The 23,163-nt window shown below is 48.5% G+C and carries 19 protein-coding genes and 3 pseudogenes; 13 read left to right on the forward strand and 9 right to left on the reverse strand.

Annotated features, from left to right (window positions below; genetic code table 11):
* Nucleotides 1–143: 143 nt before the first annotated feature.
* From M0R33_RS12070 to M0R33_RS12090, 5 genes and pseudogenes are all read left to right on the forward strand, one after another.
* Entirely contained in the window at nucleotides 144–1,109 is a 966-nt protein-coding gene (locus M0R33_RS12070) for a PQQ-dependent catabolism-associated beta-propeller protein (RefSeq protein WP_292569174.1), read from the forward strand.
* On the forward strand, nucleotides 1,106–1,915 hold the full coding sequence (locus M0R33_RS12075; RefSeq protein WP_292569177.1) for an ABC transporter ATP-binding protein: 810 nt from the start codon (nucleotides 1,106–1,108) through the stop codon (nucleotides 1,913–1,915). The genes M0R33_RS12070 and M0R33_RS12075 overlap by 4 nt, the downstream gene beginning before the upstream one ends.
* Nucleotides 1,912–2,721 (forward strand): ABC transporter permease, encoded by an 810-nt coding sequence (locus M0R33_RS12080; protein ID WP_292569180.1) that lies wholly within the window; start codon nucleotides 1,912–1,914, stop codon nucleotides 2,719–2,721. Before M0R33_RS12075 ends, M0R33_RS12080 begins: the two co-directional genes overlap by 4 nt.
* A gap of 115 nt (nucleotides 2,722–2,836) precedes the next feature.
* Nucleotides 2,837–2,953: pseudogene (locus M0R33_RS12085) on the forward strand (multidrug ABC transporter permease); the annotation flags it as partial.
* 267 nt (nucleotides 2,954–3,220) lie between these two features.
* Nucleotides 3,221–3,355, forward strand: a pseudogene (locus tag M0R33_RS12090) (multidrug ABC transporter permease); the annotation flags it as partial.
* A 50-nt stretch (nucleotides 3,356–3,405) separates the two neighbouring features.
* Here M0R33_RS12090 and M0R33_RS12095 read toward each other — a convergent pair.
* On the reverse strand, nucleotides 3,406–3,978 hold the full coding sequence (locus M0R33_RS12095; RefSeq protein WP_292569184.1) for a hypothetical protein: 573 nt from the start codon (nucleotides 3,976–3,978) through the stop codon (nucleotides 3,406–3,408).
* Nucleotides 3,979–4,331: 353 nt separating this feature from the next.
* Between M0R33_RS12095 and M0R33_RS12100 the strand changes: the two genes are divergently transcribed.
* Nucleotides 4,332–6,698 (forward strand): penicillin acylase family protein, encoded by a 2,367-nt coding sequence (locus M0R33_RS12100; protein ID WP_292569187.1) that lies wholly within the window; start codon nucleotides 4,332–4,334, stop codon nucleotides 6,696–6,698.
* A gap of 144 nt (nucleotides 6,699–6,842) precedes the next feature.
* Nucleotides 6,843–7,043, forward strand: a complete 201-nt coding sequence (locus M0R33_RS12105) for a KTSC domain-containing protein (RefSeq protein ID WP_292569189.1) — start codon at nucleotides 6,843–6,845, stop codon at nucleotides 7,041–7,043.
* A 109-nt stretch (nucleotides 7,044–7,152) separates the two neighbouring features.
* Here M0R33_RS12105 and M0R33_RS12110 read toward each other — a convergent pair whose 3' ends face one another.
* Genes M0R33_RS12110 through M0R33_RS12120 form a run of 3 tightly spaced genes read right to left on the reverse strand, consistent with a single transcriptional unit; the run spans nucleotide 7,153 to nucleotide 9,592 of the window.
* Nucleotides 7,153–8,658: a cbb3-type cytochrome c oxidase subunit I gene (locus M0R33_RS12110; protein WP_292569192.1), complete on the reverse strand. Its 1,506-nt coding sequence runs from the start codon at nucleotides 8,656–8,658 to the stop codon at nucleotides 7,153–7,155.
* A gap of 3 nt (nucleotides 8,659–8,661) precedes the next feature.
* On the reverse strand, nucleotides 8,662–9,261 hold the full coding sequence (locus tag M0R33_RS12115; RefSeq protein WP_292569195.1) for a cytochrome c: 600 nt from the start codon (nucleotides 9,259–9,261) through the stop codon (nucleotides 8,662–8,664).
* Nucleotides 9,254–9,592: a hypothetical protein gene (locus M0R33_RS12120; protein ID WP_292569197.1), complete on the reverse strand. Its 339-nt coding sequence runs from the start codon at nucleotides 9,590–9,592 to the stop codon at nucleotides 9,254–9,256. The genes M0R33_RS12115 and M0R33_RS12120 overlap by 8 nt, the downstream gene beginning before the upstream one ends.
* A 120-nt stretch (nucleotides 9,593–9,712) precedes the next feature.
* Between M0R33_RS12120 and M0R33_RS12125 the strand changes: the two genes are divergently transcribed.
* Nucleotides 9,713–10,177: an Rrf2 family transcriptional regulator gene (locus tag M0R33_RS12125; protein ID WP_292569200.1), complete on the forward strand. Its 465-nt coding sequence runs from the start codon at nucleotides 9,713–9,715 to the stop codon at nucleotides 10,175–10,177.
* 11 nt (nucleotides 10,178–10,188) lie between these two features.
* Here M0R33_RS12125 and M0R33_RS12130 read toward each other — a convergent pair whose 3' ends face one another.
* The 5 genes and pseudogenes from M0R33_RS12130 to dksA form a co-directional block, all read right to left on the reverse strand.
* Nucleotides 10,189–11,067: a DMT family transporter gene (locus tag M0R33_RS12130; RefSeq protein WP_292569203.1), complete on the reverse strand. Its 879-nt coding sequence runs from the start codon at nucleotides 11,065–11,067 to the stop codon at nucleotides 10,189–10,191.
* Between the two features lie 5 nt (nucleotides 11,068–11,072).
* Nucleotides 11,073–13,009 (reverse strand): annotated as a pseudogene (gene acs, locus M0R33_RS12135) (acetate--CoA ligase).
* A 177-nt stretch (nucleotides 13,010–13,186) separates the two neighbouring features.
* Nucleotides 13,187–14,716, reverse strand: coding sequence for a hypothetical protein (locus M0R33_RS12140; RefSeq protein ID WP_292569205.1), 1,530 nt, complete (start codon nucleotides 14,714–14,716; stop codon nucleotides 13,187–13,189).
* 146 nt (nucleotides 14,717–14,862) lie between these two features.
* On the reverse strand, nucleotides 14,863–15,750 hold the full coding sequence (gluQRS, locus tag M0R33_RS12145; RefSeq protein WP_292569459.1) for a tRNA glutamyl-Q(34) synthetase GluQRS: 888 nt from the start codon (nucleotides 15,748–15,750) through the stop codon (nucleotides 14,863–14,865).
* A gap of 2 nt (nucleotides 15,751–15,752) precedes the next feature.
* Complete coding sequence (gene dksA, locus M0R33_RS12150) at nucleotides 15,753–16,175, reverse strand: RNA polymerase-binding protein DksA (RefSeq protein WP_292569207.1); 423 nt, start codon at nucleotides 16,173–16,175, stop codon at nucleotides 15,753–15,755.
* A gap of 112 nt (nucleotides 16,176–16,287) precedes the next feature.
* Between dksA and M0R33_RS12155 the strand changes: the two genes are divergently transcribed.
* From M0R33_RS12155 to M0R33_RS12175, 5 genes are all read left to right on the forward strand, one after another.
* Nucleotides 16,288–17,451 carry an aminotransferase class I/II-fold pyridoxal phosphate-dependent enzyme gene (locus M0R33_RS12155; RefSeq protein ID WP_292569210.1) on the forward strand — a complete coding sequence of 388 codons (1,164 nt, stop codon included), beginning with the start codon at nucleotides 16,288–16,290 and terminating at the stop codon, nucleotides 17,449–17,451.
* Entirely contained in the window at nucleotides 17,442–17,765 is a 324-nt protein-coding gene (locus M0R33_RS12160; RefSeq protein WP_292569213.1) for a rhodanese-like domain-containing protein, read from the forward strand. Before M0R33_RS12155 ends, M0R33_RS12160 begins: the two co-directional genes overlap by 10 nt.
* An 18-nt stretch (nucleotides 17,766–17,783) precedes the next feature.
* Nucleotides 17,784–18,506 (forward strand): DUF3581 domain-containing protein, encoded by a 723-nt coding sequence (locus M0R33_RS12165; RefSeq protein WP_292569216.1) that lies wholly within the window; start codon nucleotides 17,784–17,786, stop codon nucleotides 18,504–18,506.
* Between the two features lie 245 nt (nucleotides 18,507–18,751).
* Nucleotides 18,752–22,600 (forward strand): DUF1631 family protein, encoded by a 3,849-nt coding sequence (locus tag M0R33_RS12170; protein WP_292569219.1) that lies wholly within the window; start codon nucleotides 18,752–18,754, stop codon nucleotides 22,598–22,600.
* Nucleotides 22,572–23,159, forward strand: coding sequence for a hypothetical protein (locus tag M0R33_RS12175; RefSeq protein WP_292569222.1), 588 nt, complete (start codon nucleotides 22,572–22,574; stop codon nucleotides 23,157–23,159). Before M0R33_RS12170 ends, M0R33_RS12175 begins: the two co-directional genes overlap by 29 nt.
* Nucleotides 23,160–23,163 lie beyond the last annotated feature (4 nt).

The raw sequence follows: 23,163 nt of genomic DNA on the forward strand, positions 1-23,163 counted from the left end.
GGTTTGGCTTGCAACTTAAACGACCGGCCTTGAGGCGGGGATTTAATCCAGATCCGGTTCGGGTTACACTTTTCGCCACAAATTTAAGTTAGCCTGGCTAGATTGAACTAGACGCTACTGTCTACCGACGTAAGGAATGCATTATGCAAAAAATATTTTTAAGCAGTTTCTGTGTGGCCGCGCTGTTCATGGCTGCGGCAAACGCCGAAACCGTTTTCGTCACCCTGGAGAAAGACAACGCCATTGCAATTGTCGATCCCGCTGAAGGGAAATTAATCAAAACCGTACCGGTCGGGCAAAGACCGCGCGGCATCGCAGTTAGCTTGGATGGCAAACAAATCTATGTCGCCACTAGTGACGACGACACCATAAAAGTATTGGATAGCGAAACCCTGAAAGAGATCGGCAATTTGCCTTCAGGCGAAGATCCGGAAACCTTTGCTATCAGTCCGGACGGCAAATTGATGTATGTGTCGAATGAAGATGACAACGAAGTGACAGTAATCGACATCGCAGCTAAAAAGGCGGTGCAGAAAATTAAGGTCGGTGTAGAGCCGGAAGGTATTGCTGTCAGTCCTGACAACAAATGGGTGATCAGTGCTTCCGAGACTACCAATATGCTGCACTGGATAGATACAAAAACCGGCAAAATTGTCGAAAACACTTTGGTTGATCCACGCCCACGCGCCGCCAACTTTACAGCAGACAGTCAGCAACTGTGGGCCACCTCGGAAATGGCCGGTACCGTGATAGTGATGGACAGCGCAAGCAAACAGATTGTACAAACCATCAAACTGCAAGTGCAGGCCGTTAACGACGAGTTGATTCAGCCGGTCGGTGTGGTGATTGATAAGGATAGACACTATGCCTATGTAGCGATGGGGCCGGCTAATCGAGTGGCGGTGATTAATGCGCAAAATTACCACGTCGAAAAATACTTGCTGGTCGGTCAGAGGGTCTGGAATCTGGCCTTTTCGCCGGATCAGAAACGCCTTTATACCACTAATGGCGTCAGCAACGACATTTCCATCATCGATTTGACCGAGCATAAAGTCACTAAATCCTTAGCCGTGGGCCGTTATCCCTGGGGCGTGGCGGTCAAACCATGACGAATATTGCCTTACACATCGAAAACCTCAGCTTTGCTTACGGCGCGAAAAAGGCGCTGGATAAGGTCGGCTTTAAGGTCCACTCCGGCGAATGCACGATTTTATTAGGTCCCAACGGCGCCGGTAAAAGCACTTTGTTTTCGCTGATTACCCGGTTGTACGACGCCAGGGAAGGTCGTATCGAGCTATGTGGCTTCGATATCAAGCGCCAAAGTCTGAAAGCTTTGGCCAACTTGGGTGTGGTGTTTCAACAGACCACGCTGGACCCCGATTTATCCGTGACCCAAAATTTGCGCTACCACGCCGCACTGCATGGCATAAGCCGTAAAGCGGCCAATAAACGCATACAAGAAGAACTGGAGCGATTGGATATGTTCGAACGGCGCGGTGAAAAAGTCAGGCAACTGAACGGCGGCCACAAGCGGCGGGTGGAAATCGCCCGCGCTTTGCTGCACAAACCCAAATTGTTATTGCTGGACGAACCTACCGTGGGATTGGATGTGCCCAGCCGGCAAGCCATCGTCGAGCATGTGCATGCTTTGGTCAAACAGCAGGATTTGGCGGTGCTGTGGGCCACGCATCTGATCGATGAAATTGCCACCGACGACAGTTTGATCGTGCTGCACAAAGGTCAGATCAAAGCCAAAGGCACGCTGGTCGATGTGTTGCAAACCACCGGTTGCGCTGATGCCGGCCAGGTATTCCAAAAACTGACTCAAAACCCTGAAGGGCATAAATACCCTGAAGGGCATAAATACCCTGAAGGGCATAAATACCCTGAAGGGCATAAAGGATCGCAGGCATGAGAGTGTTACATTACTGGCGAGCCATGATGGGCATCGTTGGCCGCGAAGTGCTGCGTTTTTTACATCAACGCGAACGCTTTATTTCGGCATTGGTGCGGCCGCTGGTGTGGCTGTTCGTATTTGCCGCCGGTTTCCGCGCCGCACTGGGCATCGCCATTAGCCCGCCTTACGAAACCTATATCTTGTACGAAGTGTATATCACCCCCGGCCTGCTCGGCATGATACTGCTGTTCAACGGCATGCAAAGTTCGCTGTCCATGGTGTACGATCGGGAAATGGGTAGTATGCGCATGTTGATGGTCTGTCCGCTGCCGCGCTGGTTTTTGCTGTGCAGCAAACTGATTGCCGGCACGGCGGTCGGCGTATTGCAATCCTACGCGTTTCTTGGAATTGCCTGGCTTTACGATATTCAGGCGCCGCTGATGGGCTATGTCTGGATACTACCGGCCCTGGTGCTGGTCGGCATGATGCTGGGTGCGCTGGGTTTGTTACTGTCGTCTTTTATCAAACAGCTGGAAAACTTCGCCGGCGTGATGAATTTCGTCATCTTCCCGCTATTCTTCATGTCCACGGCCTTGTATCCCTTGTGGAAAATCAAGGAATCCAGCCAGATTCTCTATACCCTGGCCCAATACAACCCGTTCTCGCAAGCCGTGGAATTGATCCGCTTTGCCTTGTACGAACAATTCAACCAAGAAGCGCTGATTTTTACAGCATCAGCATTTTTGTTGTTTATGAGCGCGGCGATAGTGGGCTATAACCCGTCTAAGGGGATGATGGTGAAGAAGGGTGGTAGCGGGGGTTAGTTAAACAATAATACTTAGAAATAGTAACGTAGGGTGGGCAATGCTTTTCTGCCCACCGTTTGGAGGCAATAGCTTAAATCCGCGTGCCCATAAAAGTGTGCCCACCCTACCTGACTTCATGTCCACGGCCTTGTATCATTTATGGAAAATCAATGAGTCCAGCCAGATTCTGTACACCCTGGCCCAATACAACCCATTCTCGCAAGCCGTGGAATTAATCCGCTTTGCGTTGCCGGCGAGTGACGGCTTCCGGCGGTAAAGATTATTCACCATCCCTGAGTGAATAATCGCGCCTACACCGTCACGGTGATTGCCTTCGGCGGCCCTGGCTGTCCGCGTCACCTCGGCTTTGACCCAGCAAGGGGATCAAAGCCTTGGCTTTCGCATAACTCGACGCCGTGTCGCGATGTCTTGCAGTTTTTCTAGTCGAAAAACCGCCCGGCGCTGCGGCTTCCAGGGACTACTCAACCTTCACTCGCTAACGCATCGTTTCCAAGGATTCGCAGCGTATGAACAATTCAACCAGCAAGCGCTGATTTATACCGGCGCGGCGTTTTTGTTGTTTATGGGGGCGGCGATAGTGGGGTATAACCCGTCTAAGGGGATGATGGTGAAGAAGGGTGGGGGCGGTTAACTGAAGACAGGATGGGCTTAACGCCGTTGCCCATCCTTGGCGCTACCGAATTAGGCGGTTCGGCGTTGCAAATGAAAGCCAAATCCGGCTAATACTGAACCGAACAACCAGATACTTGCAGGAATAGGAACTGCCGCCGCAGTGATAACCCAAGCCGATTGATTAAACTCAGGGTAGCCGCCAATTGTAGTGTTAATGCCCAAAGTATTGAAAGAGTAGCTGGGGCCTTGGGTGAGGGACACCATAGTGCCATAATTTTCAGAATTGGAAGAATTAAAAAACGTACCATTCTGACCAAAAAATGGATCCGGGAGAGTGTCAGAAAATGAGAAGTTATTTTCTAAGCCATTGAATGAAATTTGTGCACCATCATTTGTGTACATCGAGCCTGCCGCGTTCGTCGGAAGCGCTTCACCATTAAAACTCAGTTTTATATTTGATAGGTTGCTTATAATATTGCCGTTGGCGGTTCCCTTGAACACGCCTGATATAATATCGGTATTATGTCCCGGATATATCAATACGCTGTTAAAGGTATAACTAAAAATGAAAAGGCTATCCGCTTGAGTCACCATGGAAAATGACAAGAGTAGAGTTACTGAGAAAACAGAGCGTAAATCCATGAGCAGAACTCCAAAAAGTAAGTAGTAAATTTTGCAGGGGGAGAATAATTGCTTTCGTGAATTATGTAAAGCGTTAGGTATTGGTATTTGAGGGCCGTAGGTCCGATTAGCGCAGCGTAATCGGACGAATGTTTGTTGAGGTCGCGGTTCCCCTCGATTACGCAATCGCTAAGCTAGGCTGCGTGGGTTAAGCCAAGTAGGCCGGAATAAGCTTTACCGTTTCCGGCAAGACAAAGCTTAAAATTGCCAGGAACGCCTATCGGCTTATCCTGGCCTACATTTCACTGGGTAGTGCAACGTGAAACCTACAACTCGACCGACTTCTCTCCAATACGATTTTTTCAGATAAATTCATGCGCACGTTTAAGCTTGTTTCACTAACCGCGCTTTTTATAGCATTAACCGCCATTGGCATACTTTATTTGTTGATGCGGGCCTCGTTACCCGTTGAAGACGGCGAATTGAGGTTGCCCGGCTTAAACGCCCAGGTAACGGTAAATAGCGACGAATTGGGCGTTCCGGCCATTTCCGCCGAAAACCGCGCCGATGCCTTGCAGGTGTTGGGTTTTTTACACGCCCGCGACCGTTTGTTTCAAATGGAACTGATGCGGCGCAAAAGCGCCGGGCGTCTGGCGGAGTTATTTGGCTCCGTTGCTGTCGCCAGCGACCGCAAGCAGCGCGCTTATCAATTGTCCAAAACCGCCCAAAAAATCGTGCAGGATTTGCCCGCCGAGCAGCGCCGTCTGTTGCAGGCCTATGTGGCCGGCGTAAATGCTTATTTGGCACAGACCCGCATTCTGCCGCCCGAGTTTTTGCTGTTGCGGCATCAGTCGGAACTGTGGCGCGAGGAAGATACTCTATTGGTAGTGTTGGGTATGTTTCAAATCCTCAACGGTTATGAACAAGATGAGCGCATGTTCACGGTGATGGAAAAGGCCTTGCCCAAGGATTTACTGGTATTTTTAACCCCCGATACCGACAGTTACACCACCACATTGGTGGGCGGCGAAAAGCCGCGGCGGTTTAACCCTAGTGTCTCTTCGCAGGTCTTTGCCGGTTTGCCCGAACCGGACGCTGTTTTGACCCAAGCCGGGGTAGATGCGCAAAACCTTGTACTCGGCTCCAATAACTGGGTGGTGGCGGGCAGTAAAACCGTTGATGGCCGCACCCTGGTAGCCAACGACATGCACCTGGGTTTAGGTGTGCCGAATATATGGTATCGAGCGGACATGGCCTACCCGAACCGGCAGGTTTACGGCGTCAGTTTGCCCGGCGTGCCGGGTATCATCGTCGGCGGCAACGATGATATAGCCTGGGGTTTTACCAATGTCACGGCCGATTTGCTGGATCTGGTTAGTCTGGATGTCAATCCGGATAACCCGGATGAATATCGTACCGCTAACGGTTGGCTTGAATTCGGCAAACATACCGAAACGATTCAGATCAAGGATGCACCTGCCATCGAAATAACGGTACGCGACACGCTTTGGGGGCCGGTTTCCGAGCAAAGCTTGCTCGGCAAGCCGGTCGTGATTAAATGGACGGCCCTGCAGCCGCATGGTGTTGACTTAGGTTTACTGGGTATGGACGACGCGCACAGCGTGCAACAAGCCATGGCTGTTTTGAACCGGATAGGCGCGCCGCCGCAGAATGTGGTGATTGCCGACCGGGCAGGGCATATCGGCTGGACCTATATGGGCCGTTTTCCGCAACGAGTCGGATTTGACGGCTTGGCCAGTCGTTCCTGGGCCAATGGCGACTTAGCCTGGCAGCAATTTCTGGCGCCGGACGCCTTGCCGCGTTTAATCGATCCGCCGGAAGGCTTTATCGTCACCGCCAATAACCGCACGTTGGGACGCAATTACCCGCATGCGATTGCCCATAATTGGGCGCTGGGTTACCGGGCGTTTCGCATCGCGGAATTATTGCGCGAACAAAACCACCTGTCGGAACCTGATTTATTGGCGATTCAATTGGATACCCGCAACGCCGTGTATGATTTTTATCGACAATTAGCCTTGGATGAATTGCAGGCGATAAGCGATAAAGACGACGAATTGCAGACAATAGAACAAACGCTGCAAGCCTGGGATGGCCATATGAGCACCGATAGTATTGGCGCGGCTTTATTGGCGGAATTTAGGGGTCAATTGGCCAACGAGGTGTTTGCCAAAATCGTCGCCGCCTGCCAATTCTATGATGCGGATTTCAGATATGCCTGGCGAGAAATGGAAACGCCGTTGCGTTTATTATTAGTGCAACGCCCGGCCAGGTTATTAAGAGCGCAATATCGCGACGATTGGCCGCGGATGATAGTGGCAAGCTTACGTCAATCCGCTCACCAGTTACAGCAAGAATATCCGCACAAACACCTGGCAAACTTGCGGTGGGCCGAAACCCACCCGATAACCTTACACCACCCGTTTAGTAAAGTTGCCCCGCTGCTGGGCGAACTGTTGGACATGCCGCGTTTCCAGAGCGATGGTTGCGCCGGTCTTTGCGTAAAAGTCATGGATACCGCGCATGGTGCCAGTGAACGGTTGGTATTGTCGCCTTTACATCCCGAGGACGCCATCTTTCATATGCCGGGCGGGCAATCAGGGCATCCTTTCTCCGCTCATTACCGTGACCAACAACCTTACTGGCAGGCCGGCATTGCCTCGCCAATGCAGACAAATATTGTTGCGCACAGCTTATCGTTTTTGCCGCGGCAGCGTTAAGTGCCATAGATTCGTTAGAAAATTGGCGAACTGTAAGCATTACAGAAAAACCAAGCTGCTAGGTATGAATTTTTTATTTACGTTTCGGAACTATTATTTATCCAATATGACCTAATGGGCTTTAAAAGGTAAGTGGGGTGTCCCATGAAAGTACTACCGGTTAAATCCAGCACTATTGATATCGTGGGTTACGACGAGCATACCCATAGACTGCGGGTGTCGTTCAGGCACGACAAACCGCAAGAATTTTGTCATGTACCTGAGCAGACTTTTAAAGCTTTTATTAACGCCCGCTCGAAAAACCGATTCTTCAAGCGGCATATTCAAAACGCTTTTCCTTGTTAAGGCCTTGGCTGTAAAACGACGCAATTAACTGAATTTCAAGTAAGCACTTTTCCTGACCTGGATGGGCTGTTTTGGCAATCCATCCAGCCGTTTCAACTGGTAAAAATAGTTATTCCGCGGTTGCTGCGTCTCCAATCACAGCAGCCGGCCTATCCTCTCCCTTGCCGATTTCCAGCAAATCCCAAAACAGTAAGCCGCCGCCCACGGCGGTCATCAATCCGAATACCATGCGCCAAATCATGGCTTGCATAAACCAAGGATGGTTCTGTGCGGCGAAATAGCCGGCCCAGGTCGAACCTTCCACGGCACGTTCGATAAACGATTGTTCGTAACCGGCAATCAACAATGCTACCGTCATTCCCAATACGCCCAAATTCAAAAGTATCGCGGCGGTTTTCCAGCGCCAGCCGTTAATTAACTCGCTGCCCATCCAGACGTTGCCGCGAGCTTGTTGCACGGCGAGATAAAAGAAGGCAATGTTGATAGTGGCGTAGGCACCGAAAAATGCCAAATGACCATGCGAGGCCGACCATTGCGTGCCGTGCGTGTATAGATTGATCTGCGGCAGGGTATGCATAAATCCCCAAACGCCCGCGCCTAAAAAGTTGCCGAAAGCGTGGGCGATCACCCAGGCCAAGGCCGGATGGTTGCTGTTTTTAAAGCGATGCACACCCGAGTCGTAAATCGAATGCACTACCATGGCGACCAAAGGAATCGGTTCGAGCGCCGAGAAAAAACCTCCGATGGTAAACCAATATTCAGGTGTGCCGATCCAGAAATAGTGATGCCCCAAACCCAAGATACCGGAACCGAACATCAAGGCCACTTCGATATATAGCCAAGTCTGCACCACTTGCCGGCGCACGCCCAACAATTTCATCAAACTCCAAGCCATGATGCAGCCGACCAGCACTTCCCAGGTGGCCTCCACCCATAAGTGAATTACCCACCACCACCAATATTGATCGATACTGATGTTGGTGACGTAGAACATCCCCGCCGTGTATAAGCCGGCCAACGCCACCAAATCCAGCGTCAACACCCCGGCAATACCCGACCATTTACCGGCCGAGAAGGTGGCCGCGACGTTGTAAAAGAATATCAGTATGACAACCACAATGCCGATATCGGCCCAGCGCGGGGCTTCGATATACTCACGGCCTTCGTTGATCAACCATAATGAGGTGTCGTCACCGCTGCCGATCTGAATCAGCAAATACACCAGCACCACGATGCTGACCGCGCCGGTCAACACCCAGAATGCCAGTTGTCCCCATTTCAGGCCGACGATGGGCACACCGCTTTCCTCTTCCAGAAACCAGTACACCGAGCCGATGAAACCATACAACATCCACACGACCATGGCATTGATATGCACCATGCGGTTGACGTTGAAATCCAGGATTTCGTACAGAAAACTCGGAAAAATAAACTGCAACCCGGCCAGTAAACCGAATAGCAATTGCGCCATGAACAGCACCATGGCTACGGTAAAGTAATGCACCGCCAATTTTTGCCCGCCGCTAAGATACGGATTAGCCTGTAAAGCGGCATAACGTTGTTTGCAACCGGCCACGCAAACGGCGGCTTTTTCTTGATAGGCTTGTAGCGTCATCTATTAGTCCTCTTCGCCGATGGCTGTAAAATTGTGCGGAAACCCGTTGGTATCGATAGTGGACATCCATTTTAAGAATGCCACGATGGCTTCCGCTTCCGGCTTGGTGATGTCCAGGTTGGGCATCTTGCGATTGGAACCGAAGGTGCGGGCGTTTTTTTCCGGATCGAGCAGGAAGTTAATCATCAGCTCCTCCCGCGATGCTTTGGCACCCCAGCCCTGATCCAGCCAGGCTTTGGTCAAATCCGGCGCGTAATAAGCGCCGTTACCCAATATAGTGTGGCAGTTCATACAGTTTTTAGCCTGTACGGTTTTTTTACCATGATCGACCAGTTTTTCGGCTTCCTCTTCGCTCAACAGTTTGCCGAATAAAGGCGCATCGCCACCGATGACCGGCTGATAACGCTGTTTGGCTTTATCGAAGCGGTAACTAACATCTTTGTTGATGACGCTGTAAGCCTGCACGCGGGAGCCGCCGGCTGTGATTTGGGACATGGAATCGAAGGTCAAAATCACCAGCAACACAAAGGAGCCGCCGGTCACCCAGATAGCTGTTTTTTTCCAGAACGTTTCGGATGCCCAGCGCGGGACTTGCTCAGTCATGATGACCTCCAGATTGATGAGAATGTTCGGATTCGTCGGCGTGGGTCGCTACGCACAGCCGCCAGATAAATTGGGGCATAAAGGCATATCCCACCGCCATGGTTAGCGACAACAACAGCCAGTAACCGGTAAAATGATTAACGACGCTGAAAATGCCGACGCAGATCAATAAAGTCGCATAGGCAAGCCATGCTCCCAGGTAAAACCCTGTATGGGTTTTAATTTTGGCCCAGGTATAAAGAGCCGTATACACGACTGCAGTCAAAATAATCATTGCAGCGCTAAAAAAACTCAGGAAAAAATCGGATAGAGCTACGGGTTCAACCAACATTAGAATTTACCGATAAAAGGGAACGTTTATAATAAACAGGCATCTTACATGCAGGCTATGGATAAAGTGTAAAACCTCTAAAGATTTATTTCAAATACATTATTAAACAACAATTAACTTATGCAGCTGACCGCGCACACGGATTACGGATTACGGGTTTTAATTTATTTGACTTTACACCCGGACAGACTGGTTACCATCAACGAACTGGCAGAGTTTTTTGCTATTTCCAAAAATCATTTGGTTAAGGTGGTGCACAACCTGGGGTTAAAAGGTTTTGTACGTACCGTGCGCGGTAAAGGCGGCGGCATCCGTCTGGCCAGCCCGGCGGACCAAATCAGCGTGGGTAGTGTAGTCAGAGAATTGGAAGGTCATTTTCAAATGGCCGAGTGTTTCAATCCAAGCAAACAAGGCCAGTGCGTATTCCAGCCTAACTGCGGATTAACGGGGTTGTTGGGGCGTGCGGTGGGACAATTTTTACAGGTATTGGATGGGGCGAAGTTATCCGATTTGCTGTCGAAAGAGAGTTTGGCCCACGGCTTAGCCGGAATTCATTCCGACGCCGATGAAAAGTGCCGGGAATAGGGGTTGGGTTATCACGTTTGATTCCGGCGGCGGTCAGTAAAGGCATGAATCGCCAAGGCCAATAAAATCATACCGGTGCCGAGTGCGATTTTCAGCGTCAATGGTTCTTGGTTAACGAAGTAACCGAGAACCAACGAAAAGATCGGCGTTACTAAGGTAATCATGGCAACCGAGGTAGCCGGCATATAGAGCAGCAAATAGTAGAACAACGCAAAGCCGATGGGCGTGGCAATCATGCCCAGATACAGAATAGCTAATTGGGTTTGTTTGGACAGGATATCCGGTAAGGCGGCGTCATCCAGCCAATACCAGGTGACTAAATAAGCGGGTAGGGCAAACAACATGCCGCCGCTGATTTGCGTCAAGGCGGGCAGCTGGGCGTGAATCTGTTTTACCCATACCGAGCTGACCGAATATAAAAAAGTAGCTATCAGCATGGCAATCATGCCCTGTATGGCCAGCGCGTTTATGTCCCACGCGGAGTTGAACATCACCAACAAGCCGATTACCCCCATGATGTAGGAAATCAGCTTGCCAATGCCTAAGCTGCGTTCGTTTAAAAAGGCCGCCGCCAAAAATGCGGTCATAAACGGGCTTAAACCGAATATCACAGACACCCAGCCCGAGGGAATGAATTGGGCGCCCCAGTAAGTGATCAGCATGCTCAGATAGAGCTGTAAGGCAACCGCCAAATAGGTTTGCAGCGCTTTGCGAGTTAGCTTTAACGGCTGGCGGGCCAGCAACATCAATAAAAATAAGCAGACTGCGCCTATGCTCATGCGAGCGGTGACACCAAACACATAGCTGACATCCACCGAACTCCATTTGATCGCTAACGGCGTTGTGGACCATATCAGCACCACACCCAGGTAAGCCAGGAAGATGCGCACGCGGTTTATTGCTGGGCGCGTTGCGCCAGTAGATCGTCCACCACCGCCGGGTCGGCCAGGGTGGAGGTGTCGCCTAAGCGACTGATGTCGTTGGCGGCAATTTTGCGCAAAATGCGCCGCATGATTTTACCGGAGCGAGTTTTCGGCAAGCCGGGCGCCCATTGAATGAAATCCGGCAGAGCAATGGCGCTGATCTCTTCCTTAACCAATTCCTTTAGTTGTCTTTTTAATTCGTCGCTTGGTTGGACGCCGGCATTTAACGTCACATAAGCGTAAATACCTTGGCCTTTAATCGCATGCGGAAAACCCACCACGGCGGCTTCAGCCACGTCGTGATGTAAAACCAGGGCGCTTTCAATTTCCGCGGTACCCAGCCGATGGCCGGAGACGTTGATTACATCATCCACCCGACCGGTAATCCAGTAATAACCGTGTTCGTCGCGCCGGGCGCCGTCGCCGGCGAAGTAAAGGCCGGGGAATTTTTTAAAATAGGTTTCGATGAAACGTTCGTGGTCGCCGTAAATCGAGCGCATTTGTCCCGGCCATGAATCGGTGATGACTAAATTGCCTTCGGCCACGCCTTCCAGAAGATGGCCATCATTATCCACCAGCGCCGGTTTGATGCCAAAAAACGGTAATGCAGCCGACCCGGGTTTTAACTCGGTAGCGCCCGGCAACGGCGTGATCAGAATCCCTCCGGTTTCGGTTTGCCACCAAGTGTCGACAATAGGGCAACGCGCCTCGCCAACCACATGGTAATACCATTCCCAGGCTTCCGGGTTAATCGGCTCACCAACGCTGCCTAAGATGCGCAGGCTGCCGCGATCGGTGCGGGTTACATAATCATCGCCTTGCGCCATCAGTGAGCGGATCGCGGTCGGCGCCGTATAAAAAATATTGACCTGGTGCTTATCGACTACCTGCCAAAATCGATCGGCGGCCGGGAAGGTGGGGACGCCTTCGAACATCAAGGTAGTGGCGCCGTTACATAAAGGGCCGTAAAGCACATAGGAATGGCCGGTAATCCAGCCGATGTCGGCGGTACACCAATAATGTCGCCGTCGTGATAGTCGAACACATATTTGTGGGTCATGGCTGCGTACAGCAGGTAACCGCCTGTGGTGTGCAACACGCCTTTGGGTTGACCCGTGGAGCCGGAGGTATACAGGATAAATAACGGATCTTCCGCATCCATCATTTCCGGCGGGCAATCGGCGGAAGCCTGGGCCATGGCTTCGCGATAACAGACGTCGCGGCCTTCGGTCCATGGAATAGCGTGGCCGGTGTGTTTGATGACGATGACGGTCGATAAGTTAGGGCATTGCGCGGCCGCTTTATCGGCATTGATTTTGGCGGGGACGATTTTGCCGCCCCGAAAGCTTTCGTCCGCACAAATCAAATGTCTGCAATCGGCATCCAGGATTCGGTCGCGCAAGGCGTCCGCCGAAAAACCGCCAAACACGATGGAATGCACCGCGCCTATCCGGGTACAAGCCAAAATAACCACCGCCGCCTCGCTGATCATGGGCAGATAAATACACACCCGGTCGCCTTTTTTGACGCCATGGGCTTTCAGGACGTTGGCGAATTTGCAGACTTCGCTGTGTAACTGGCGATAGGTCAGTTTGTCATCATAATCCGGGTGATCGCCTTCCCATATGATCGCTACTTGGTCGCCGCGTGTATCCAGGTGTCTATCCAGGCAGTTGACGCTGACATTCAGTTTACCGCCCATGAACCAATGTATCTCGCCTGTTTGAAAATCGCATTTCATCACCTGTTGCCAGGGTTGTTCCCAGTCCAGAAATTGCCGGGCTTGCTCGGCCCAAAAGCCTTCGGGATCGGTTAGCGATTGTTGATACAGGCGTTGATAGCTATCCGCATCGACATGCGCCATGGCGGCAATTTCGGGTTTGACTGGATAAATGTGATGTTCTGACATGCTAAGTCCTTGGGTCCTGTTCCGGTTCTTTTTATCGAGCTGTCGGCTCGGGACTCACCGACAGCGTTTTCGTGCGGTTAAGCGTAACTCAATCCAATAAATTCAACCACCAAATACCGGCCCCTGCAGCAAATGTAAAATTTTCGAATCGGTATCGATTTTTGAGCAAGCATCGCGTTAAGAGCGCGTGGTCTTGAAACAGGCGAATGCCGCCAATAGCCCGATCACAAAGAAGGCGGTGCCGACCAGAATGAAGCGCAGGTTGGAAACCTCTACAGGCAAATCGTCGGTGGCGTACAACATAAATATCACCGCTACGGCTCCCCAGCCGAGAAACCGCAAGACGCCGGACAGCAATAACTTAACCGGTGCTTCGGCTTCGGCGATCGGCGTATCCATGCGATAGGCGACATAACCGCTGATAAGCGCCGGCAGAATGCCCCAGCGAATGTGTTGGATAAAGCTGCTCAGGAACTCGAAGTGCTCTCTATGATAAAAAGTCACTTCCAGCACCACTGTCGCCGTGGTAGTGCTTACTATGGCTCCCATGATCATCATGGCCATGTAAAATCCATAGTAGCGGTCCGATTGCTCGTGCTGTTGTCTAAAGGTAAACGCCCGGGCAACAAACACCAAAGCTATCGGCAGCACATACATCGGTATGGCATAGGCAATCCAGCGTAATGTGGTATAGCTAAAATGCGGCAGCGGTTTATCCGGGAAAAGGATAGAGTTGTGCAGTGCCACTGAAATTTCCCGACCGAGTATGACGCCGAGGGTAGTAACCGCGGTAAATATCAGCACATATTTGTAAGTGTGCTTTAAATGGGACTCATGCACTTTACCGCCGAGTTGCTTGACGGTGTCCCACATTTCATTCTCACTGGCACTGCCGAACACGATCAGCGAGGCGAGCAGGCGACAAAGCAGCCCAGTCAGGGCGTCCAGATCCTTGATCAGCAGCACTGTCTTGGTGTAGTGCGGTTCCGCGTCTTTCCATATGGCGACCTTCTCAGACATCGCATTGTAGGTAATGCAGATTTCCCCCCATTTCAGCGAAGGCTCGTTGAAAAAGCGTCGATAAGACGACTGGTCCGCATAATGTTGTATCCGATCGAATAACAGGCAATTGTGAGCCCATTTATATTCGACCGTGGCCCCGGATTTGTCGAAGTCACCGGAATCGATGCTTTGCACCAATAAGCGATCGGCAATTTGCGCCTTAATGTGATCGTCCACCGCCGATAGCCTCGATGCCATCAGTGCATTATAGACTTGCGCGGCTTTGGTCGGAATGGCGAATGCGTCGTGAACGCTGTCTCTAAGTATCAGCAAGGGGTTTAAGCGGTTTTCCCAGTCGATAAAGAACAGGAACAAACCCGCAACGATGAGCGGAATCAAGGTGCCGCCGTCCAGACCTTGTAGCAGATCCAGCCATTCGCTGGAACGCAGGTTGCTGACGATCAGCGTAAATAGCGGTTCCAAGGACAGCCACTGCCAAGTCAGCAGCCAATAAATGCAAACCATCAGCGCGCAATATAGCGCTATTCCGCTCCAGTAAGCGCTCCTGCGACTGAAATACTGAGGTAACGTGGGGGCGTCGCCTAGCTGTATTCGGCGTTTTTGAAATGAACGGTAGGCAAGGAACAGGGTTGCACCGGTTCCAAGGCACTGCACGGCGAAATAAATTATAAATTCTACTGTCATCGTTGGGGCTTTAAGTTGATGTTCTTTAGGGGATTTGGCGTTATTGGCAATATCTCTTTGCGATATTATAGATGGGTCGGCGCTTTGTTTACCTAGTTAAGTTGCATGAATGCATTATGGCTGAGTAGGATGGCCTCGCAACCATCTTATTCCGGCGCATGAATAATAGGTATTTTTTTCAGCGTTTTGGGGCTCCAGTGCGCGATGGCCCAGGCTAGTTGTTCATTAACGGGTGCCTTACGCAAGGATAATGGCGGCTCTTGCCGCAGCAGTTGCAATAATAGGAACAATGTATCAGACGGGTGATTAGCGTCAACCGGTGCGGCCAGGGTTTGCTTGCTCAGTTTGTTGCCATGTGAGTCGACGAGCACCGGCAGGTGCATGTAACGCGGTTCCGGATAGTCCAATAGGGTTTGTAAATAAAGTTGTTTAATTGTCGAGTCGAGCAGATCGACACCGCGCACCACGCGATTGACCCGTTGCCGAAAGTCGTCTATCACCACTGCAAATTGATAGGCCACAATACCGTCTTTACGGCGCACGATGAAGTCGCCATGTTCGAGAGCTGGATTTTCATTGATCCAGCCTTGCAGTGTGTCGTAAAAGCCTATCGATAAATCTGTTACTCGCAACCGCCAAGCCGACGAACCGGTTAGAGGAAAGCCGGCTTCCCTGCAATGCCCGGGATAAACCGATATACCGGCTAAGCTCTTGCGGCTGCAACGGCAAGCATAGAGCCATTGCTGTTGGCGTAATCTCGCAAAGGCTTCGGCATAGCTTTCCAATTGCTGGCTTTGGTAATACACGGCGCCATCGTAGTGTAACTGAAACCGGTTTAGACATCGTAAAATGGCATCGCCGGCTCCAGGCACATTGCGCGGGGTATCCAAGTCGTCGATACGCAGCAGCCATTGCCCCTGGTGCCGACGAGCATCCAGATAACTGGCCAGTGCCGTGTAGAGCGAGCCTAAATGAAGCGGGCCGGTAGGCGAAGGCGCAAACCGGCCGATATAGGAGGGGGGGAGTTGCGCCAGGGTTAACCCATTTGTTTTTCCCTGATTTCATCCAGGGTTTTGCAGTCGATACACAAGGTTGCCGTTGGGCGTGCTTCCAGACGGCGAATACCGATTTCCACGCCACAGGTTTCGCAATAACCGTAGTCCCCGGATTCAATGTTTTTAAGCGATTCTTCAATTTTCTTGATCAGCTTTCGCTCACGATCACGGGTGCGCAACTCCAGGCTAAACTCCGACTCCTGAGTGGCTCGGTCATTAGGATCGGGAAAGTTGGCCGCATCATCTTGCATATGATGCACAGTACGATCCACCTCTTCCATCAACTCGGATTTCCAGTTGTTCAGGATATTGGTGAAATGCTGTAACTGGGCCTCGTTCATGTATTCTTCACCTTCAGTCTCTTGATAAGGTTTGAAGGTGAATTCTAACGTGGAACTATTCATCCATTGACTCCTGGCTATCTTTTAAAAAAATCGGGGCTTTTTATCAGAATGGGCAAGGGCAAGCAAGAAGTTTGTTATCATGCCCGCGCAATAGCCCATTGGTAAAGCCACTATGAAACAACAAGTCGCGGACAGAATGCAGGGTATTTCTGCATTTTATGTCATGGAATTATTACAACGCGCCAAGCAATTGGAGCGGGAAGGTAGGGATATTATTCACATGGAAATCGGTGAGCCGGATTTTCCAACCCCACAGGGTGTGATCGATGCGGGCCGCGCCTTACTGAAAACAGGTGAAGTTAAATATACCGCCGCGGCCGGTCTGCCCGAATTGCGCGGCAGTATAGCTGAACATTATCGTCGGCAATACGGCGTTCAACTCGACCCAGCTCGAATATTTGTTACGCCGGGGGCTTCGGGTGCCTTCTTGTTGGCATTCGGAATCAGTTTGAATCCAGGCGAACAAGTCATGATGGCCGACCCGTGTTATCCCTGTAACGATAACTTTGTGCGCCTTTTTAATGGCCACACCCACTTTATCAATGTCGATTCGGGTAGCAATTATCAACTTACTGCCGATCTGATTGGTGAAAATTGGTGCCCAAGCAGTAAAGGCGTATTTGTGGCGTCGCCCTCCAACCCAACCGGAACCTTGTTGGGGGGCGACGAGTTAAGACTTGCCATAGACAAAGTGCATGAGTTGGGTGGGTGTTTCTATTCCGATGAAATTTACCACGGCTTGATTTACGACCAGCCAGCCATGAGCGCATTAGCCTACAGCGACGATACCTTCGTGATTAATAGTTTTTCCAAATTCTTCGGTATGACTGGCTGGCGCGTCGGCTGGTTGGTGGTGCCGGATGATTTTGTCGAGGCCGCAGAGAAATTAGCGCAGAATATCTTCATATCCACGCCCACGCATTCGCAATACGCGGCACTGGCCTCGTTTACCGACGAAAATATGGCCGAACTTGAGCGGCGTAGATTGGAATTTAAAGCCAGACGTGATTTTTTATACGAAAATTTATTGAGATTGGGCTTCAAAATCACCTGCAAGCCCGAAGGCGCATTTTATATTTATGCTGATTGCAGTGCCTTTACGGATAACAGTTTCGAATTTGCCCGGCTTTTATTGGAACAGGAGGGGGTGGCCGTGACGCCGGGCCGGGATTTTGGAGAATATTTGGCGGATAAACATATCCGTTTTGCATATACCGCATCTATGGATAGAATGGCCGCCGCTTTAACCAGATTGGAACGATTTATATGCCGATAACACAATGTACTGTTCAGTACCTACAGGAACGCTTGCAAAAGGGAGACACATTTCTGCTTCTTGATGTACGTGAACCCAATGAATATGCTTTTGCCCATATTGACGGCAGCATACATATTCCATTAAACCAAATTCCGGAAAGGATGCCGGAGCTGAATAGCGAACAAGATATTGTGGTGGTTTGCCATCACGGCATGCGCAGTCAGCAGGCTTGTTTGTTCTTAGAGCAATACGGGTTTAACCAGCTCTACAACCTTAAGGGCGGTATCGATGCCTGGTCTGTTAGCTGCGATCCCACTGTCCCACGTTATTAAAAAAAAATAATAATAATCATGTTTTTGAAAGAATTTTACGATACTCACGACAGCAGCATTCGTATCGCCGCTCAACAGGCCAGTATGTTTGCTAAAGAAATTGCCCACGATTTCAACCCGCTGCACGACGTGGATGCCAAGCGATTTTGCGTACCTGGTGATTTATTATTTTCGCTGGTTCTGGAAAAGTACGGTCTTAGCGAACAGATGCATTTTATTTTTTCCGGCATGGTGGGCGACGGTGTTTTATTGAACTTTCCGGATAGCAATGCCGAGCAGATTGAAGTTACCGACAATCAAGGCAAAACCTACCTGCGGATTGAGCGATCCGGTAAAGTCAGTCACGATCATGCCATGATCGAAACATTGATACGGGATTATGTGGCATTTTCGGGGCAAAATTTCCCATACGTGCTGGTGCCTTTACTTGAAAAAGAAAACGTCATGTTCAATATAGATCGCCCTTTAGTGATCTACGAAAGCATGACGTTGCGCATGCAGAAACTGGATGTGCAAAACCCCAGTCTCAAGATGTTGGAGCCGAAAATGGAAGTTAACGGCAAACGCGCCACAGCTTATCTGCATTTTCAGATCAAGTCCGGCGATGAAGTTGTTGGGTCTGGGTTTAAAAAACTGGCTGTCAGCGGTCTGCGTGCCTACGAAGCCTTACCTATGCAGGCATTTGTGGACGAATACCTGGCACGAAAAAACGGTTATTTAGCTGAACTGGTTGGGAGGTAATACTCTTCAATACCCGCGATGCATTTTTAATGTTAGTATCGTTGCCGGATCAACTTATTACCTAACGTTCCATCAGCGAGCAATTTTAAGTTACGGCAGGTTTTTTAACTGCGCGTTTCGTCTTTGGAAACGCGCAGTTAATGCTGTGCTCTATCCGAACTTACGCTTACAACAAAGGTTTTCCTAGTTGAGCTATTATCAGTATTTGCTTTTCTTCTGTTATCGACTCTGAGATTTATCCGGGAATGCAACTCAATAGCAAAAAAACCAAACAGCGTAGACATATTCGCTATGCAATAGAACTGGACGCTGTGCTCCTAGTGAGCCAATCGGAGCGCTTTGATTGCATAATCCTGGATTTTTGTTCGCACGGACTGTTTTTAAGAATCAACCAAGCCAGTCTTGAAACGCCGTTACCCAAACACGTCAAAATTCAGTTCGCGGTTCCAGCCGATTTTGGAAAGCAAGCATTCGAAATCGATGCTCAATTGATGCACCACTCCCCGGATGGTGTTGGGGTTATGATCGATAACATGCCGCTTGCCGCCTTCGATGCCCTAAAGGCACAAACAATTCAAGGCGAGGACATTTTCAAGGGTTCAGATAACGACCATAAGCCTTTCGACTATGAATCCTTCAAACTGTTTTTGAAGCAAAGCTTGGTTGAGCATTTGTCCACGTTAGTGACCGACTTTTTTGAAGCCCTCGGCGAAAACTTGAAAAGGGCTAATGTACATTCCGATTATTTTACCAATCGCTCGGAATTAGATGATTTGGTCACTACATTAAAGTTGAACATCGAAACGATTACTAGCGAATTTTGCCACTCTGTTATTGATCAAATAGATTGGATTACCGAGCACAACCAAAAAAAAGAAGACATTACACATTTCGATAGAACCCTTTCTCTAGTCGAAAAAGAAGATTTTGAAGACTGGTTGAATATGTCGGCAATTATAAGAAAGCTGACCAATCACTTTGAAGACTCGATAAATCAAGTGACTCGTGAATTAAGTAGAATATTGGGTCGCTCTAAAACAACTATTAACAATCCGATTAGTCCCGCGGTACTTTGTGATTGCTTCAGAGAAATTATTCTACAATTTAAATTAGACAATAAAATCAATAAGGTACTCTATATTGGTTTCGGTAACACTTTGTTAGAATCACTACCTGAATTTTATCAACAAGCCGGTGGATTTTTAGCTCCAGTCAAATCCGCCGAAAAGAACCTCGGCGAAGCGGCCTTTGATCCGCACAAAACTTCAAAAATCACGCGCTCCGAGCAGGGGCAGGATTTTTTTCTAGACTCGCATAAGGTTCCGGTATTACAAGGCGATTACAAGATAGAAAGCCATCAAAGCCAACCGTTAACCTATATTGCCGGCAAATTGCTTGATCTTTTAAATGACGTCGATTCACCCGATACGGGAGCTTCCAAACCCGAGCAGCAAGATAGTGCGGAACATGTTTTTTCTCAGCCGGTCGATTTTTATGATGAAGCGGAAATCACGGCAGCTATTTCCAAATTACAGCATGACCCCGCCGCGAAAGTTGTTCATCATGACTATGCGCAACTGAAAGACAGCATTCAACAAAATTTAAGCAAACTTATCAATAAGCCCAAGGTACTTTCCCATGACGATAGCAATCGTTTGGATATTTACGGAAGTTTTTTTGATACTTTATTCAAGGACCCTAATATTTCGGAAGAAATATTACCTTATCTGGAAAGTATATACTTACCCTTGATAGCTTTACCCTTACAAGGCAACGAGTTTTTACAAGCGGATTCCCATCCTGTCAAAAATATACTTAACCAGCTGGCCATTTTGGACCAAGCCATGAAAAGTAATAGGTCCGCTAAAAAGGACGTAATCAAAGAGTTTTTGCATAAAATTACCACACGGATTGCGCAGGAAGCCTCCACTAATCCAAATGTCCTATTAGAAATTGACAAAAAATTAAATACATTTACAAAGCAGGTAAAAAAACCAATAGATTCAAGAATTAAGCATGTCATTGATATTCACGAAGGGCAACAGAAACTAGCTATGGCGAGGCAGGTTATTCAGGATGAAGTCGATAAGCGTATTTCAGGTCGCGCAGTGCCGACCGTGATCCCGATGTTGCTGGATGCCGGCTGGCAAGATTTACTGGTTTTGGCAGAATTAAATAAAGAAAAATTAAGCGGCAAAAAAGCTGATTATTTAAATGTTATCGATGATTTAATGTTTTGGCTTTTTGAGCAAGACTCGGTGCTGAAAATTCAGACCAGCAGCATACAAACAACTATTACATTTATCGAAGACCAGTTGAGTTCAACTGGCACGCCTGTTTTTGAACGTAAGCAAGTGATTGAAGAACTGACCGCACTTTTATTAGGTGTCGGTAGCCCCAAGGTTCGAAAATCCGTTCAAACCATTAAAATTGCAAAACAAAAGTTGGATGATATCCGTTTGCAGGATGAGGCGAATAATCACTGGGAGTTATTGATAGATCAATTAACCGTCGGCGAATGGTTAAAAATAAAGCATGACGATGGCTTATTCGAGCCCATGAAACTGATATGGATTGGTGATATTCCGCTCATTTATGTATTTGTGGATACTGAAGGGCTAAAAAGCCTACAGTTTGATAGAAATGAATTAGTAACGCTTTTTCGACAAGGTTGTGCGGAAAAAACCGACAATTTGGATGTGCCGCTCACCGAGCGAACCACTAATTCAATGCTGCAAGGTATGCATGACAAATTTGTCTTTAATGCTACGCATGATCCTGACACCAATTTAATGACGCGCGATGAATTTATTAAGCAACTAAAAAATGAATTACCGAAACTCGGTAATACTCAGCATATGCTATGTCACGTTGATATATTGGATTTTCGAGTACTAACAAATATTTGCGGCGTTACGGGCAGTACACAGATGTTGAAAAATATTGCGCAACTAATATCTGCGCAACTCAGAACTTCCGATCTGTTTGCTAGGTTGGCCGATAACTCTTTTGCAATTTTGTATAAAAACTGCCAGGCCGATGAAGCCTTTGATTTATCAATGCAGGTAATAAAACTGGTTAGCGATTCCCATTTTAAATGGCAGGAAAAAAGCTTCCCCATTACCCTTGGCATGGGTCTAGCCCCATTCGAAAATAACTGTCTCGATATTAACCAATTACTTCAACAAGCCGATTCCGCGAGCTTATCCGCCGGGCATTCCGGTCAAAATGCTGTGCTAGTGTTTGAGGGCGATAATGAGAATTTAAAATATCAAAACAAGTTGCTCGAGTGGATAGGCCGAATTGACACCGTTTTTTCCGAGGATAGGCTGTTTGCTCGTTGCCAGATGATCGCCACGATAGATCCGCTTCAAGATAACCACGTACATTATGAAATTTTACTCGGCATAAAAGATGAGGATGGCAATATCATACCGCCAGATCATTTTATACCTGCGGTGGAGCGTAGTAAAAGGATGCATGAAATCGATAAGTGGGTAATCAATACAGTGTTTGACTGGATTGACAGTAATAGACAAAGTTTCGATAACATGGATGGTTTTTCCATTAACTTGTCCGGAGAGTCTTTAAATAGTGAAGAATTTTTGCAATTTCTACAGGCGCTTTTATCCGCTTCCGAGTTTCCGCTTGAGAAATTGGTTTTCGAGATCACCGAAACCGTTGCGTCCGAAAACCTGATTTTTACCAAAAAGTTTATCAAGGCGATTAAAGAATTTGGTTGTAAATTTTCTTTAGACGATTTTGGTTCCGGTTACTCTTCTTATGCTTATTTAAAAAATTTGAATGTCGATTTTCTTAAAATTGACGGCATGTTTGTGAAAGACCTGACAAATAATAAAGCAGACTTGGCCATAGTTAAATCCATGAACGAGATTGCACATTCTTTAAACTTAAAGACTATTGCGGAATACGTCGAGTCCGCCGAAATTAAACAGATTCTTAAGGAAATAGGGGTTGATTATGGCCAAGGATATTTTATTCATAAACCCATGCCTTTAAATGAGTTAATAGTTCAACCCAAGCCTGAATCCGAGCTGTTTTATTTTGAAGATAATTCCTTTTGGGAAATATAAACCATCTTCGGCATTGATTGAAATAGTTCACTTATCTCAAGCCGTTTCACTTGCTGGTATATGTCAGCCGTTGCCGGGTATGTCTAACCTCATGAACCGAATTGTTCCTGCCATCCTGGTTGTCAATTTTATCTGCAGTTGCTCCGCATCACTTTCGCAAGATGAATTCAAAGACAGCCGCACTAGTGATCGACCGGCGTTACACGCCATTCAAGATCAAGAGCTACGGGAATTAATGGACAGGATGAACGGCTTGATGTTGGAGCGGTTTATGACCGAACATGAAATGGATGTAGTACGTGGAAAATATACCCGACAAATTATAGCTACCGCAATTACTTTGCAGAATACCGCGGGTCATTTAGTAAATAAAATACCGCATTTAAATTTGACTACGGATGAAGAAAATGCCTTTCGCGGCTTGGCTGATAAGTTAAGCCAATATGCAACGTTGTTAAAGACTCAAGCCGAGCATGATGCGTTTAATGCCATCCCAGCAACTTTACATGAGATGAAATCAACCTGCGCGGCTTGCCACACCTTATTTCGTCAATTCTGAGCCG

It is taken from the genome of Methylomonas sp. (assembly GCF_023228165.1).
GTDB lineage: Bacteria > Pseudomonadota > Gammaproteobacteria > Methylococcales > Methylomonadaceae > Methylomonas.